We start from the raw sequence: 15,703 nt of genomic DNA, 5'->3' as shown, positions 1-15,703 counted from the left end.
TTTAAACGTTACCGGTAAAAATTAGCCAAATAAAAATGGCTGGAATAACAAACAGCAGGCTGTCGAGGCGGTCTAAAAAACCGCCATGCCCGGGTAGTATTGTTCCGGTGTCTTTCACATTAATTTCGCGTTTTATCTTCGATTCGAATAAATCTCCCAATGTTCCGAATACCACGGTAAGCAGTGCAATAACAATCCAGCTAATCATGCTTACCGCCTGAAACAGTACCGCATTTGTTATGCCCATAATTACGGCAAGCACTGCACCGCCAATCAGGCCTTCCCACGATTTTGCCGGCGAAATATTTTTACACATTTTATGTTTGCCAAATTTTGTGCCTACAAGGTAAGCTCCCGAGTCATTAATCCACAAAATAAAATAAACACCTACCATAATCCACGGATAGAAGGTGTTTTCGCCGTTTACAGTGGTGTGCACAACAAAATTCATTAAACTAAACGGTAATGCAATGTAGGCAAACCCCAAGGTGCTAAATCCTCCGTTCTCAAGCGTGTTTTTATTGCTTCTGAAAATTTCAACAATCAGCAGGATAACCACTATAGGGATGAAGCTAAAGCCAAACTGACGTGGAAGAAAATCGTTCGAAAGGGCAAAACAAACCAGAAAAAAGATGACCCCAAAGATACTTCCAATAATTCGCGATGGATGATGACCGGCTTTCTCTACCAGGGCATAAAATTCGTATTGCGTAAAAAATAACAATGCTGCAAAAACCACTGCAAAAACAATAGGATGCAGTAGTGTTCCACCCAGCATAATAGCAACATAAATAATACCCGTTAAAGCTCGTTTTACAATATTACTCACCTTTTAAATCTTTGATTAGGTTTATGGCTTCGGTTCTGTTTTCTTTTGCAACGTATAATCTAAACTCTCCAAAATTCTGATAGGCTGAATCGTGCTGATTTAGTAAAACTGTTTTTATTCCTGCACTTTCCAGAAGGTCTTTGGCCATCTCGGCTTTGTATTCATGTGCCGTCATGTAAATTTCTTCCCAACCTGGTTCCATGCTGCAAAGTTAACAAAATATGGTTTCGAATAAGTTAAATAAAGTGAAGCTAATACAGAAATACGTGTAACTCGCGGGGGCCGTGTGCTCCCATTACCAGCGTTTTTTCAATATCAGCGGTTCGGCTGGGGCCGGTTACCAGCGTAATTTGCGAGGGAAGCTGATCGATATATTTTTGCTGTATTTTATCGTATGCCGTGCCAAGGTAATCTACGAGTTGTTCTTGTTGGGCAATTACAACATGTTGGGGCGGGTACACCGACATTTGCCGACCTCCTTCCATTGCCGAGCTTACCATTACCGAGCCCGTATGTGCAATCAGAAATTCACACGAAGTAATTCCAACTTCCATAGTTGTAGCTTCTTCACGGTAATTCTGATGTTTAATATTGCTCTGGGTTAAAAGGTTTTGTAGCTTTTTTTCTGCACAGAATATAGCTGAATCAGCGATGTTTTCAAGGTGTGTTCTGAGCTTTTCGGTAAGCTCTTGTTGCGATTTACATATATAAACGCTCCCGTTTACTGCTTCCAGATTTGCTTTAAAGGTGAGATCTAAAGCTTTATCTATAGTGTGGTAAACGGGAGCATCAAAATCAGGCATTTCCGGTTCCGGATGAACAGCATTTTCGAGCCGCTTTAGTATTTCCTCCCGTGCCGATGCCATTTATTCTTTTGTTGATTCCTTTTCTGAATTCTCGTCAGCTTTAGGCTCTTCCTGCGCTTTTTCTTCAGCATCAACAACCTGGTCGCCGTTGCCGTTTTCGGAGATAACATGTTTTTTATCCCAGGGACGCTTGCCAAAAATCTCTTCCAGGTCTTCGCTAAAAATTACCTCGCGCTGAAGCAGCAGGTTGGCCAGTTTTGTATGACCTTCAGTGTGGTCTTTTAAAACCTGTTTGGCCCGTTCGTACTGACTATCGATAAGTATTTTAACTTCTTCGTCAATCAGTTCTGCTGTTTTTTCGCTGTACGGTTTAGTGAAGGAATAATCCGACTGGCCGGTAGAGTCGTAGTAACTCACGTTTCCAACTTTTTCACTCATCCCAAAAATACTTACCATGGCATAGGCCTGTTTGGTAACTTTTTCCAAATCGTTTTGTGCGCCCGAAGAAATTTTACCAAATGTAATTTCTTCTGCCGCACGTCCTCCCAATGCCGATGCCATTTCATCAAGCAATTGTTCTTTGGTGGTTATCGATCTTTCTTCAGGCAGGTACCATGCAGCACCCAGAGCTTTACCTCTCGGTACAATGGTTACTTTTACCAGTGGGTGGGCGTGTTCCAACAGCCAGCTAATGGTAGCGTGTCCGGCCTCGTGGTAGGCAATGGTTTTTTTCTCTTCCTGCGAAATTATTTTGTTTTTCTTTTCCAGTCCGCCAATAATCCGGTCAACGGCATCCAGAAAATCTTGCTTGGTAACAGCATCTTTGTTTTTACGAGCGGCTATCAGCGCAGCTTCGTTACAAACATTGGCAATATCGGCACCCGAGAAACCCGGAGTTTGTTTTGCCAGAAAATCAACTTTAACTTCTTCGCTTAATTTTAGCGGACGCAAGTGTACATTGAATATTTCGCCACGTTCGTTCAGGTCGGGCAATTCCACATGTATTTGACGGTCGAAACGCCCGGCGCGCATTAATGCACGGTCGAGGATATCGGCACGGTTGGTTGCTGCCAGAATTATTACACCACTGTTGGTATCAAAACCATCCATTTCGGTTAACAACTGGTTCAGCGTATTTTCGCGCTCATCGTTCGATCCCATATTCGGGTTCCGTCCACGGGCACGGCCAATGGCATCTATTTCATCAATAAATACAATACACGGTGCTTTTTCTTTGGCTTGTTTAAAGAGGTCGCGTACGCGCGAAGCTCCAACCCCCACAAACATTTCAACAAAATCGGACCCCGACATACTGAAAAATGGCACATTTGCTTCGCCGGCAACAGCTTTGGCCAATAATGTTTTACCAGTTCCCGGAGGGCCAACAAGTAGTGCTCCTTTTGGAATTTTTCCTCCGAGCTTGGTATATTTTGCCGGGCTTTTCAGGAATTCTACAATTTCTTCCACTTCCTGTTTGGCTTCTGCGAGTCCGGCAACATCTTTAAAGTTGGTTGATACGCGCTGGTCTTTATCAAAAACCTTGGCCTGCGATTTACCCACATTAAATATTCCACCGGCACCACCACCAGCACCACCCCGGCTCATTCGGCGGAAAATCCACCACCAAAGCAGAATTATAAGTATAAATGGCCCGATAGACCAAATTATGTCGCGTGCCCAGTTTGTTTCATCTTCGTATACCGGGAAAACCTTGTCGGGCGTGCTTTCTTGCGCAACGGTAAGGTCTTCAGCAAATTTCTCAATTGGCCCGGTGTTTAATTTAAAGTGTGGTCCTAAGTCTGAAGGTTTCGAGAAGTTGCCTTCAAATTGCGATTCGTAATTTTTAACCCGATCCTTTTTTAGGTAAATACGGGCAATTTTTTCGTTAATAACTACAATGCGCTCAACATCTCCGTTTTGGAGCATTTGTTTTACCTGTGGCCACGAGGTATCAACCGGGCCACGGCTGTTGCTGATGTAAAACTGAACAATAAGAAATACTACGGCAATAATTCCATAAATCCAGTAAGCATTAAATTTTGGAGGTTTACCATCGTTTTTCTTGGGATTTAATTTCCCGAACGGGTTGTTCAGATTGTTTTGGTCTTTTTTATTTTTTGTATCTGTCATGGTCTTTTACTGTTCGTCTTCAATTTTTGTAATTTTTGCATCTGCCCAAAGTCCTTCCAGGTTGTAAAACCGGCGTGCTTCTTCCTGAAAAACGTGTAACATCACATCGCCGTAATCCAGCAAAATCCAAATTGCATTTCGGTAGCCGTCGCGATGCCAAACATCTTCGCCAATTATTTCTTTAACTGTTGCTTCTACCGTTTGTGCAATTGAATCAACATGTGTTGAAGAGGTTCCGTGGCAAATTATAAAATGTCCGCATTCGGTATGATCGATGCTTTCCAAATCAACGTGTATAATGTCTTTTCCTTTTATTCGATGTATTCCTTCAAGAATTGCTTCTATTAAAACTTTTGACTGTTCCGTTTTCTTCATATAAAATTATTGTACCTCACAAAGATAATCTTTTTGTCAATTAACCATTTTTTAAGCGAATGGTTTACTTTTGAATTTATATGTTTTTAACTGACAAAAATATTATTGTTTTAAGTGAGCTTGACAGTACCAACAACTATGCCAAGCAACTGCTTGCCCAAAAGGCAACTCAAGGTACTGTCGTTTTGGCACATTATCAGCATAGTGGGCGCGGACAGGTTGGCAATTCGTGGGAAAGCGAAAGGGGTAAAAATTTGCTTTTTAGTTTAATTCTGAAACCTGATTTTTTAATAGCCGCCCAACAGTTTTATATTTCAAAAATTGTTAGTTTGGCTATGGTTAAGGTTCTTAGCCAATATCTTAAAGGGGTAAAAATTAAATGGCCAAACGATATTTATGTTGGAGAGCAAAAAATTGCAGGCATGCTTATCGAAAACTGGGTGAAGGGAAATAACCTGGAATCGTCGGTTGTTGGAGTGGGATTAAATGTTAACCAGGAAAAATTTTTGTCGGATGCTCCCAATCCGGTTTCTCTGAAACAATTGCTGAATGAAGAACAGGATATTACGGCAATTTTGAAGGAGTTTTTATTGCAGATGGATGAGTACCTGCATATTTTAAACCGTGGCTTGTTTGATGAAATTGATGAGGCGTATTGTAAAAATTTATTCAGAAATAGCGGTTGGCACCGTTATAAAAAAGGAGCTACTGAGTTTGAAGCAAAAATTACCGGTATTGGCAGTTTTGGTCAACTTCGGCTCGAAAAGCGCGATGGAACACTTAGCGAATTTATGTTTAAAGAGGTAGAGTTTGTTCTTTAATTTTTTTTTGAACTAGCTAATTTTATCGGTAAGGCAGTTTCGAAAGCGTGTCGGCCAATTGGTTAATGCCTTCTTCGAGTTTACTGCCGGCCATCATTTTAATCATCATACTCATTTCGGCATGCAGTGTCAGGCGCATTTTAGTTTTGTACTCGCTCTCTGGCAACAACTGTATCCAAAAAGTAAAACTCAAAGGTAAGCCTCCCGAACTCTCTACTTTTATGGTTTTAAAAGGTTCGCGGTTTACAATTTTAATTTCGGCAAGACCAAGCCCGGTAATGTTGAATTTACAAGAATCTTTATCCGATTCGAAATCAGTAATTTTAATTTGCGGAACTTTCTCGGTAATCTTTTCAATCAGGCCCGAGTTCAGATACGTCGACAGGTTTTCGAAATTCGACAAATAGTTAAAAACGATCTGTTGGTTATGATCAATAACTTTTACTTCGCTAACGTATTTATTAAGTGCCATATTGCTAATGAAAAAAAATCCCGCGCAAAGGCGGGATCATATTTAGTTGCTAATTCAAAATCGATTTATTTTCCCCAGTTTGCAGGATCTTCACGCCATTCCATTAACGATTCCACCTGGTCTTTTGAGATGTCGCCTTTCTCAAGTGAAAGGTCGATTAAAATCTGGTACCGGCTTAAAGAGGTAAGCTCAATACCTGCTTTTTTGAAATTCTCGTTTGCCAGCGGGAAGTTATAAGTAAAAATAGAAACCATACCAACAACCTCTCCTCCAAAGTTGTTAACGGCTTCGGCAGCTTTAAGGCTGCTAATTCCTGTAGAAACAAGGTCTTCAACTACAACAACTTTTTGAAATGGTTTCAGGTCTCCTTCAATCAGGTTTTCCAAACCATGTCCTTTTGGTTTCGAGCGAACATAAATAAACGGTAGCCCCAGTTTATCGGCAACAAGAGCACCAATAGCAATGGCACCAGTCGCAACACCGGCAATTACTTCTGCTTCGGGGTATTTTGCCTGAATAAGTTTTACAAACGCATCGCGAATGTAGGAGCGTGTATCAGGATATGAAAGTGTTTTCCGGTTGTCGCAATAAATTGGAGATTTCCAGCCAGAAGCCCATGTAAATGGATTATCTGGTTGTATCTTTATGGTGTTTATTTCTAATAATCTTTTAGTTATTTCAATTTGAGTAGATTCCATAATAATGTGCAATTTTAATTCGATGCAAAAGTATAAAGTTTTTTTTAATGAAAAGAGGATAATATTTGTGCCGGGCGCGAATATAACATTGAGTAAACCAAGCAGCAGATTAATTGCAAAATGCCATGAGAACAGCATTTCCGACTGGTTGCAACAGTTTGAAAAAGGGGAGGAGGAAGAAACTGTTGTAGAACATTTAAAAGCACAGGAATTGTTTCAGGATTTCCGGTCGTCGTTTTTACAAATTAATGCAGCCGGTGGTGTAGTGCGGCGGGGAGAGGAGCTGTTATTTATTTTCAGAAACGGCAAATGGGACCTTCCGAAAGGTAAAATTGATAAAGGCGAAAGCTGCGAAACTGCTTCCTTGCGCGAAGTGGAAGAAGAGTGTGGTATTTCAGGGCATTCGATAATAAAACAATTGCCATCAACCTACCACATTTACCAGTCGCCTTATAAAGACACACGGGGGAGGTGGGTTTTTAAAGAAACTTTCTGGTACGAAATGGACTACCGGGGGCAAGATGACGGAATACCGCAATTGGATGAGAACATTACAAAACTGCGCTGGTTTCGGCCTGCACAGCTCGATTTGGTTTTGGAAAATACTTACGAAAACTTAAAAGCTTTAATACGTATTTACCGGGCTTGATTTCGTTGTCGCATAAACAACTCTTTTTGAAGCCACGAGCCAAATTGCTGCTCAAAACCATTTAGCGGAGCTTTCGCATCGTTAAAAACTACCCGATGATTTTCATCGAACAAAAAACATTGAGGGAACGACCGGATTTTATAATCGGCAATTGCTTTTGCGTTGGTGTCAAGTAATTTTTCTCCGGGGATCTCATGGGTGCTAAAAAAACTATCGATGCCCGATTTGGGAGTATTCCGTAGAACAATAAAAATATCGAGATGCCGGCCAAATAGTTCGTTAATCCGGCTTAAGTATTTTAAATGCTCCTGGCAAACTATCGTTTCAGCATCAGCAAAAACAATGTATTTGAATTTTTTGTTGCCGGCATTGGTGCAATGTTTTTCTCCTTGCAAATTAGCTAAACAAATCGCCGGAGCCTCGCTTCCTTTTTCCAGAAAGGTAATTTTGATACTTATGTTTTTTGCTGTTTCCTTTATTTTTGGTGTTTTGTTTTGTGCAAAGTAATTGCTGGTAATCATATTTTTGATGGCTTTCTTCGAGAAATCATTGGAATAAAATCCATCGTGTAATAGTTTTAGTAAAACCAAATCGGCCACTTGTCCGGTAAGCTTATATTTGGTGCTTATAAATTCAATCAGCGCCTTTATGTTTTCAGTTGCCACAGCTTCCGAAATTTTTGTTCCACCAATGGCTTTGGCCGAAAAACTTAGTTGCTCGTCGAAAGTTTTGTTAAACAGGGTGTTAAATGCCTGTTGTTGCCACAGCGCTGGTTCAATATCTTGAAAAACAGAGCTGTACTGTTCGGGGCGCAAACGAAAAATATCTGCCTCAATTAGTTTTAAACGAAGTAACTTGTGCAGCTTAAAACATGCGGGCGTAGTTTCCGGGAAGATAGTATCCAGTTGGGTTGAAAGTGCCGCGAAAGCTGTTTTTGATTGCTGAAAGTACAAGCGCTTAAAATCTTTGTCGGTAAGTTCGTTTAACTTTTGTTCAAACTTGCTTATTTTATCGTTTAGCTGAGCCCCGTCTGTTGAGTAAAACCAAAAAGAGACGGGCGTGAAATAAGGATTCTTTTCGTCGGAGAAGGATTTCTTTTTTAAGGGCGGGAGTTTTAATCCTATTTTTGTTTCGGGTTGCAGCAACAACATGCCCCGGTATATTCCAAACTCGCAGAATGCAAAAACCGGCTGCGATAGTTGAATGTTTACAGATCCATTCCCGTTTTTATCAATTTTCAGGGTAAATAAATTTTGAGTCTCATTCGACACCGGATCAGCATAGGCATAAAACTGGAGTGTTTGGTTGGCATATGCCGGGTTCGAACACCTGATTTCAGCACTTTCTGCAGAATTGAAAAAAGATACAACGAGAAAAAAAACAACAAAAAAACGAATACTGCTCATGGGCTAATCAACTTTAAATTCGCTCATGTCTAATCCTTCGGGTAAAAACATACTTGCATCGCCCCCATGCGAAACAATATCGCGGATGATGGTGGCATTTATTGGAGTATGCTCCGGAAGGGTAAGTAGAAATACCGACTCAATTTCAGGGTGCATTTTTTTGTTTACCTGGGCAATGGCTCGTTCGTATTCAAAATCTGAAGAGGTACGAATACCGCGTAAGATGTATTTGGCACCCACTTCTTTACAAAAATCAACGGTTAGTCCTTCGTGCATTCTAACTTCAACCTTTGCTTCGTTTTTAAACACCTGGTTTATCCATTTCAGCCTTTTCTCAATGGGGAAGAATGATTTCTTATTGGCATTAAAACCAATCATGATATAAATTTTATCGAACATTGAAATGGCACGCCGAACAATTGACTCGTGTCCGATGGTAAAAGGATCAAACGATCCGGGGAATATGGCTATTCTTTCCATGTTGAAGCTTTTTATGTGGTTCAAAATTAGCTAAAAATGCCAGTTGAAGAAACGAAAGCAACAGCTAGTTTATTGCTTTTGCCCGGTTAGAACTCACAAACAGGATGTTGCCCAGGTCGTTGTAGCCTTCGCTAAATTCTTTAATATTTTTTAATGCATCAGTTGTAAAGCCAATTATTGTAAGGTCGGCATCGCCCGAATATTTCATGATTACATTTTTGCGATCGCCGGTATTAAATGGTACCATCGAAATATTAGACGGGCTAATGGGCAGGCGGCCGGCTTTTATCAGTTCCATTAATTGTTTGCGTTTTTCTTCAATAGCCTCTTTGGGGTAAAGTGCAAAAATTTTAATTTTTCCCTTTTTCCATTCCGGATGGCCTAAAATAATGTAACCCAGCAAAATCATCAGGTTGGCATTAACGTAATCTTCGGGGCTAATCCAAATATGAATTTCATTCTTATAACCAAAACTTTTGTACGAGGTATTTAAGATGCAAATATCAAATCCGGCCGATTCAACAATTTCGTAATTGGCTGTAATTTCCTTTAAATTTCCGGGATCGGTTCTCGAGAACTCAAAAAGAATAAGATTGTTGCCTTTGCCAGATATTCCTGAAAGCTGCACTACCTGGGCAATTGCCGAGGTGTACGACGGCGAAATAATTGTGTCGAGGTAAACCCTGTTTTTGCTTCCTGCAGACAACTGAATCAATCGGTCGAGAATTTTTTTTGATTCGCTGGTATTTTTCTCATTCAGTAAGCCTTTTATAAAATGAATGTAGGTGCCAAAACCATATTTGTACGAAATCCAACGCATGATATCAAAAGCTGAGCGCCGCTTAAAAGTGTCGTGCGAAATGCATACACCAAATGGTCGCCAGCCCTTGTCTTTTTCGTTATCGGCCCGTTGAAGCATAATTTGTAATTGCCGGCTTAGCTGGAAAATAACACCCCTGAATAATTTGTTTAGTCCCTGGTTTTCTTCGTTGTTTAACATGATAACGTAGTAAATAATGGCCATAATTACCACCGAAACAGCAGCATAGGTGGCATTCATTTTAAACATTAACCAGAACGATGCCAGTGTGCCCAGCAACGACAAATGCCAGCTGGAACGGAAGGTTGGCCGGTAAGCCGGATCGGCAGCAAAATGTTCAAGAAATGAAATAAGGCAGATGGCACTGTAGGTAACCATAAAAAACATCGAGATTATTTGAGCTACAAAATCAACATCGCCAATAACCACAAAAACAAATGCAATAATGATGGTAATCAGCGACCCGTTAATGGGTTCATTATCTTTTTTTCGGCCTTTGGCAAACCAGCGGTTAAGGCTCCCCTGGGGGAAAATATCGTCGAAGCCTATGGCCTGCAGGGTGCGTGGTGCTACCATTATCGATCCCAGTGCCGAGCTAAGCGATGCAGCTGCAAGGCCAACCGGAATAATGGGACCCCAAATGGCTATTTTGCTCATTATCAGCTGGTCGGAAACCAGGTCCTCGGGCGATGCCGAAATTGTGAATTTATAGGCCACAGCAATGTAAACGAGCATACCCACCACCGTAGCCCACAGGGTGCCGCGAGGAATTGATTTTTTTGGGTCTTTTAAGTCGCCCGAAAGCCCCAGACCGGCAGCCAAACCTGTAAATGCCGGAAAAATTATGGTAAAAACGTAGAAGAATGGCAGATGATTGCTTATGGTTACATGAAAGTCAACTTTGTCGGGTTTAATAGATGATTCGCCCATAAAAAACATGGCTATTGAAGTGAGAAGAATAGCCACCACCACATAAAGGGCTTTCATTCCAACATTTGCCCCTTTTGTTAATATAAGCACCGATAGCAGCACCATGGTAGGTATGGAAATCCAACGACGGTCGGGGATGTAAAAATTGTAACTCTCACCAATCCATCTAATAAGCGGTTCAAAGGCTTCTCCAAAGGCAATTACATAAAAGGCTACACTTATGGCTTGCGAGAGGTAAAGCGCAATACCAATTGCCCCGCCAATATTCAACCCAAACGACCGGCTAATGATGTAATAGGCTCCACCGCCTTGTACCCTTTGGTTGGTAGCAATCTCGGCAACAGCAAAAGCGGTGGGTATGGTAACCACATGTCCTAAAACAATTATACCAATTACACCAATAAAGCCAACCTGCCCTACTGCCCAGCCAAAACGCAAAAATAAAATTGCTCCGAGAATAGTTGATAGCGCCGTTAAAAAGACCGGCAGGGTGCCAAATTTGGCGTTAGTGTTTACCAGCGATTTTGCCATATTAGTTCTGTTTGTAATTTTAAAGGTGAAATATAATTTGGAATTTTCAAATGATTTTCGCGCAAAATTATACTAAGTACTCCTGTGTTCAGTTCATATATTTGTTGAGAGCTAAAGAAGTAAGCGAAGGAAATTAACCTATATTTGAAGGAAATTTTTTAAGAATGAACCAAAATCTACTGTCGGTCATTATTCCGGTTTATAACGAGGAAAAAACGATTCATTTAATTTTGAATAAAATAATTGATGTAAGTCTTAACCATAATTTTGAAAAGGAAATTATTTTAATCAATGACTGTTCAACTGATAACTCATCCGATATAATTGATCAATACATTCAAAAGCATACGGAAGTTGAAATACGTCAACTGCACCAGCCTGAAAACAAAGGCAAAGGCGCTGCTTTGCACCGTGGAATACAAGAGGCAAGAGGCAATTATATTATTATTCAGGACGCTGATTTAGAATACGACCCCAGAGAATACAACCATTTACTTAAGCCAGTTGCCGAAGGTTTTGCCGATGTGGTATACGGCTCGCGTTTTATGGGTGGCAATCCGCACCGCATTTTATTCTTCTGGCACTCCATTGGCAATAAGTTTCTCACTTTTTTGTCGAATATGTTTACCAATCTGAACCTTACCGATATGGAAACTTGCTACAAGCTATTTGATGCACAAATAATAAAATCGCTGGTTTTGAAAGAAAACCGCTTTGGTTTTGAACCCGAAGTAACTGCAAAAGTGGCTCGTGTACCCAATATCCGAATTTACGAGGTAGGTATTTCATATTACGGAAGAACTTATGCCGATGGTAAGAAAATTGGCTGGAGAGATGGCCTGAGAGCGCTGTGGTGTATTTTGAAGTATAATATTTTTTCACGATAATAATGCGACCATGAGAAAGGATCCCGAGAAGCTGGGTTTATATGTGTTTTTCTTTTTATTAGTTGTTTTTCAGCTTGTTCTTATATTTCTCAACGAAAAAACATTTGGAGGAGCAGATAGTATTTCGCATTATCATATTGCAAAATATGCATTTAAGTACCCGCATTTATTTCTTGATTTGTGGGGAAAGCCCGTTTATACAACACTCCTGTCATTTTTTGCACTTGGTGGATTTAAGTTGGCGCAGATTTTTAACCTTATTGTTGCTGTATTTTCTTTGTATGTTGTTTATATAATTGCAAGACAATACTTCCCTAAAAGTGCGTTTAGTATAACAGTACTCGCTGCTTTTGCTCCTATCTATTTTGTACTTACAACTTCATGCCTAACCGAAGTTTTATTTGGTTTAGTGCTGATTATATCCGTTTACCTTTTTTTTGCTAAAAAATATCTTTTCTCAGCTATTGTTTTATCATTTATTCCTTTTGTCCGATCAGAAGGAATTGTATTTCTTCCGGTATTTGCTGCGGCACTTGTTTTGAGTCGAGCCTATCGTTCAGTTTTGTTTTTGCTAACCGGAACTCTTTTTTATTCGCTGGTTGGCTTTTTGGCATTTGGCGATGTTTTGTGGATTATTAACCGTTTTCCTTATCCAACCGGAGAAAGCGTTTATGGTAATGGAAGCCTTTTTCACTTTATTAAAAAAAGCGACACAATTTTTGGTATTCCTATGTTGACGTTAATTTTGATTGGATTAGTAGTGGAGACCACCGATGTGTTAAAAAAGTTTTCACTGACAAGCCCAAAAACAATTCATTATATTCTTGTCGTTGGAAGCTGGCTTACTTATTTTGCAGCGCATAGTTATGTCTGGTGGCAAGGTCGAGGCGGATCGTTGGGATTAATACGTGTTATTGGCGGAGTGCTTCCTTTGGCTGCATTATCGGCGGCAGCTGGACTGGAGTTTATTCTTGATAAAACAAAAGGAAAAAGAGCAATACTGGTAATTGCGGGTTTTGTTATGGCAAGTCAGCTATTGTTGTTTTTATTTAAAAGTGATTTGCCGGTAAAAGCACCGGAAACAGATAAGTTAATAGAAAAAAGTGCCCGGTTCTTGAAAGAAAACCAGCTGAATGGTAAAGTCTATTATTTTAACCCGATGATTGTTTTTCATTTGGATTTGGATCCTTACGATAAAACGAAAAGCAATTGGGGAATAGGTGATAAGTTGAAGCCATCGAATTCGATGGATTATGGAGATATTATTGTTTGGGATGCACATTTTGGCCCCAACGAAGGACGAACAAGCCTTGCTACACTCAAAAACGATGCGTCGCTTCAACTGGTAAAAACCTTGTTGCCGGTACAAAAAATAACCGTATTGGGAGGCCATGATTACGGGGTTTATATTTTCCAAAAGGTTAAAAACAGGGTGGCTTCGGGCAGATCGGAAACAATAGTGAGAGATTTGGGAATTGCAGAATCTGATGCGCCACAGATCTTAAAATATAATGGAGAAAATGCTCTGGAGATGTCTCCCGCAACCGAATATAGTCCGAATATAATTGTGGCTATGAATGAGCTCCCTTCCGGAGAAATTATTGATGTTGAATTGTCGATCGAATTTATGGGCGATGCCGAAATCTTTGAAAAGGAGGTTTTATTAATTATTTCAGTGGAAAATGAAAGGGAGAATTTACGATACGAAAAACGATCGCTGCTATGGGGTAAGGATGATTCTGACTGGAAGAAAGCCACTGTTAACACACGTTTTTCGGCAGATATTCCCCAATCCTCAATTATTAAAATGTATATTTGGAATAAAGATCGAAAAAAACTTTTTGTAAAAAGCTTGAACGCTGAAGTTAAAGCCCATTAGTTTTCCAATGGTTTTATTCACTTAGCGGTTCTTTTTAATTATTTCCAGATCATCGATGTAAACAGAACCACCTCCACTGTTCCATATGTGCATTGAACAATCATTAGATTCTGATTTCTGTGGAATCCAGTAACTCAGTACATATTCTTTCCATCCCAGCGAATCAGTATTATAGCTTTCGCTGCAATGAAAATGATGACTGTCTCCATAATCAGAAACCAGATGTACCTGCTTAACATCATCGCAAAGAGCCCAAAAACTTATTTCCAAATAATCGTTATTATCAACATTCAGATTTATTCTGGAACCATAGCGAGCTTCCGGAGTAAGTCTGATACTGTAGCCAAGCGAGCGGGATTGTTCTTTGGAGTGTAAATCTATTTTTTCAGCTTTTTCTCCGTTCGAAAAAAGAATATTCTTTCCAGATGAGTCTTTAGTTTCGTAATCGCACCATATGGTGTCTTGTACCGACCATATCCCTTTTTCCCAGCTGTTTGACTCATTAACTGACAATTCAGCTTTTTTAAATAGAAAAACAGGGAAACTGCTTCCAACAAGTTTCCAGTTAGTATCGGAAAAATATTTGTTTCGTTCGTTTTCGTTTTGCATGTGCGTTAGTAGGTAATGATTGTCGAATACAGAAAATACAATGTATTCGGCATCCTTAATATTAGGGAAGTAATAAATTGATTTTCGTTGGGCCAAATGAGGAAGAATGTAATTTGAAGCACTTACTCTTGCGTTTGCCGGTATTATCTTTATAAGCTTATTAACCTCTTTGATATGATAAGGAGTTGTGTAAAAAGCTTTGCTATACACCTTTTCTTTCGATGTATTTAAGGTCCAGGGTATCCTGCGGTTCGATGGCTCAAGTTTTACTATGGTCATAAAAAGGGTTCCAACACAAACCATAATAATCACCGTTTTTTGTAACCAGCTTGTTTTAAACGATGCAATGGCTAAAAACACCGACAGCGGCAGCAATGTTACAACTTCAACTGAATAATAGGATGCAATTCCCCAGCGGGTAGGATTGTCGTTTAATACTTTTTGGGCAACAATGGGAATAAACCAGATTAGATACTTTGGCCTGAAAAATAGCACCAATCCTCCAGAAATAAGGTAAACCCAATAAAACTCGGCCTTTACATAATCGTATGTCGGATTATTTTTATGGTTAACAAAGAATAATTTAATGGCATCAATAGGGTGCCGTAGTATGTAGGCAAGTGCTTCGCCCGGAGTTGCTCCCAGTGCCGAATAGTTAAACAAGCTGTAACTTATTCCTTCCGTTTCAACCGAGGGTATAAATACTTTAAACAGAAGAATAAAATAAAGCACAGAAATGACCATGCCTGCCGTTGCAATTAATACTGCTTTTTGGTTTTTTCGCTGATCAATGATTAGGACCGCAAAAATAAAAATAAACCACAACGGAATATTTTCCCGTGAGAAAAGGGATAAGAATAGAATGATAAAGGACAGAAAGTATTTTTTGGTAAAAAAGTAATATAAGAATACTGGAATAAAACAAGACGATATAATTGCCAGGTTAACATCTGCAGAAAATGCGGTGTACCTTCCAAGCAACAGGAAATAAAACAGCATAATACCTGTTCCCAACCATATATTTTCAGACCTTAATTTTACAATTTTGTATGAATACCATACAGCAATAACAATCAGAGCGCATTGAATAATAATTAAAGTATAGGTTTGGGTTAACCAATTTAAAAGCCAGTAAACAGGCACAAAATACATGAGGGTTAATGAAAAGTGGTCTTGCAGGAAATTGCCTCTGAAGGTTGGGATTGTACTTAGTTTGAAATGCGAATAATCCCAAAATGCAAAATTATAATTGCCATAATCATGGGTGGCTGTTCTAAAAAAGTAATGGTTTAGTATCCCCATGGCAAACATAACCAAACCAAAAAAAATCAGTAGCAGACAGGGAATATGTTTTTTTTGGATTTTAGGCTTCCCTGTTCGG

General features: G+C 39.7%; 15 protein-coding genes and 1 pseudogene. 5 read left to right on the top strand and 11 right to left on the bottom strand.

Going from position 1 to position 15,703, the window contains the following annotated elements; all coding sequences use genetic code 11:
• Position 1: 1 nt before the first annotated feature.
• The 5 genes from QZ574_RS07765 to rsfS are packed head-to-tail and all read right to left on the bottom strand — an operon-like array spanning position 2 to position 4,140.
• Entirely contained in the window at positions 2–829 is an 828-nt protein-coding gene (locus tag QZ574_RS07765; RefSeq protein WP_297088524.1) for a phosphatidate cytidylyltransferase, read from the bottom strand.
• Entirely contained in the window at positions 822–1,031 is a 210-nt protein-coding gene (locus QZ574_RS07760; RefSeq protein ID WP_297088522.1) for a DUF2007 domain-containing protein, read from the bottom strand. The genes QZ574_RS07765 and QZ574_RS07760 overlap by 8 nt, the downstream gene beginning before the upstream one ends.
• A 49-nt stretch (positions 1,032–1,080) precedes the next feature.
• Complete coding sequence (locus tag QZ574_RS07755; RefSeq protein WP_297088520.1) at positions 1,081–1,695, bottom strand: lactate utilization protein; 615 nt, start codon at positions 1,693–1,695, stop codon at positions 1,081–1,083.
• Complete coding sequence (ftsH, locus tag QZ574_RS07750; protein ID WP_297088518.1) at positions 1,696–3,765, bottom strand: ATP-dependent zinc metalloprotease FtsH; 2,070 nt, start codon at positions 3,763–3,765, stop codon at positions 1,696–1,698.
• A 6-nt stretch (positions 3,766–3,771) separates the two neighbouring features.
• Positions 3,772–4,140 (bottom strand): ribosome silencing factor, encoded by a 369-nt coding sequence (gene rsfS / locus QZ574_RS07745; protein WP_297088516.1) that lies wholly within the window; start codon positions 4,138–4,140, stop codon positions 3,772–3,774.
• Between the two features lie 80 nt (positions 4,141–4,220).
• Between rsfS and QZ574_RS07740 the strand changes: the two genes are divergently transcribed.
• Positions 4,221–4,961, top strand: coding sequence for a biotin--[acetyl-CoA-carboxylase] ligase (locus QZ574_RS07740; RefSeq protein ID WP_297088513.1), 741 nt, complete (start codon positions 4,221–4,223; stop codon positions 4,959–4,961).
• Positions 4,962–4,983: 22 nt separating this feature from the next.
• On the opposite strand, the gene QZ574_RS07735 is transcribed toward QZ574_RS07740, so the two are convergent.
• Together QZ574_RS07735 and pyrE are read right to left on the bottom strand one after the other, a co-directional pair.
• Positions 4,984–5,433: a hypothetical protein gene (locus tag QZ574_RS07735; RefSeq protein ID WP_297088512.1), complete on the bottom strand. Its 450-nt coding sequence runs from the start codon at positions 5,431–5,433 to the stop codon at positions 4,984–4,986.
• A gap of 65 nt (positions 5,434–5,498) precedes the next feature.
• Positions 5,499–6,131 carry an orotate phosphoribosyltransferase gene (pyrE, locus tag QZ574_RS07730; protein ID WP_297088510.1) on the bottom strand — a complete coding sequence of 211 codons (633 nt, stop codon included), beginning with the start codon at positions 6,129–6,131 and terminating at the stop codon, positions 5,499–5,501.
• A gap of 88 nt (positions 6,132–6,219) precedes the next feature.
• Here pyrE and QZ574_RS07725 point away from each other — a divergent pair, with 88 nt between their 5' ends.
• On the top strand, positions 6,220–6,780 hold the full coding sequence (locus QZ574_RS07725; RefSeq protein WP_297088508.1) for an NUDIX domain-containing protein: 561 nt from the start codon (positions 6,220–6,222) through the stop codon (positions 6,778–6,780).
• On the opposite strand, the gene QZ574_RS07720 is transcribed toward QZ574_RS07725, so the two are convergent.
• Both QZ574_RS07720 and coaD read right to left on the bottom strand, forming a co-directional pair.
• Positions 6,768–8,186: a redoxin domain-containing protein gene (locus QZ574_RS07720; protein ID WP_297088506.1), complete on the bottom strand. Its 1,419-nt coding sequence runs from the start codon at positions 8,184–8,186 to the stop codon at positions 6,768–6,770. The genes QZ574_RS07725 and QZ574_RS07720 overlap by 13 nt on opposite strands.
• A gap of 3 nt (positions 8,187–8,189) precedes the next feature.
• Positions 8,190–8,666 carry a pantetheine-phosphate adenylyltransferase gene (coaD, locus tag QZ574_RS07715; protein WP_297088503.1) on the bottom strand — a complete coding sequence of 159 codons (477 nt, stop codon included), beginning with the start codon at positions 8,664–8,666 and terminating at the stop codon, positions 8,190–8,192.
• Positions 8,667–8,709: 43 nt separating this feature from the next.
• Here coaD and QZ574_RS19435 point away from each other — a divergent pair, with 43 nt between their 5' ends.
• The gene (locus QZ574_RS19435) at positions 8,710–8,820 is read left to right on the top strand and encodes a hypothetical protein (protein WP_363313726.1); all 111 of its coding nucleotides are present in this window, start codon (positions 8,710–8,712) and stop codon (positions 8,818–8,820) included.
• An 855-nt stretch (positions 8,821–9,675) separates the two neighbouring features.
• On the opposite strand, the pseudogene QZ574_RS19430 reads toward QZ574_RS19435, so the two are convergent.
• Positions 9,676–10,947: pseudogene (locus QZ574_RS19430) on the bottom strand (amino acid permease); the annotation flags it as partial.
• A 164-nt stretch (positions 10,948–11,111) separates the two neighbouring features.
• On the opposite strand from QZ574_RS19430, the gene QZ574_RS07705 reads away from it, so the two are divergent.
• The gene (locus tag QZ574_RS07705; RefSeq protein ID WP_297088499.1) at positions 11,112–11,834 is read left to right on the top strand and encodes a glycosyltransferase family 2 protein; all 723 of its coding nucleotides are present in this window, start codon (positions 11,112–11,114) and stop codon (positions 11,832–11,834) included.
• Between the two features lie 10 nt (positions 11,835–11,844).
• A complete protein-coding gene (locus QZ574_RS07700) occupies positions 11,845–13,713 on the top strand; it encodes a hypothetical protein (protein ID WP_297088497.1) in 1,869 nt (622 codons plus the stop codon).
• A gap of 21 nt (positions 13,714–13,734) precedes the next feature.
• Here the strand turns inward: QZ574_RS07700 and QZ574_RS07695 are convergent, their stop codons facing one another.
• Positions 13,735–15,624 carry a DUF2079 domain-containing protein gene (locus QZ574_RS07695; RefSeq protein ID WP_297088495.1) on the bottom strand — a complete coding sequence of 630 codons (1,890 nt, stop codon included), beginning with the start codon at positions 15,622–15,624 and terminating at the stop codon, positions 13,735–13,737.
• Between the last annotated feature and the right edge of the window lie 79 nt (positions 15,625–15,703).

This window comes from uncultured Draconibacterium sp., assembly GCF_913063105.1.
Lineage (GTDB): Bacteria > Bacteroidota > Bacteroidia > Bacteroidales > Prolixibacteraceae > Draconibacterium.
The sequence above is the reverse complement of the archived record's forward strand: the minus strand, read 5'-3'. Positions and strand labels throughout refer to the sequence as shown.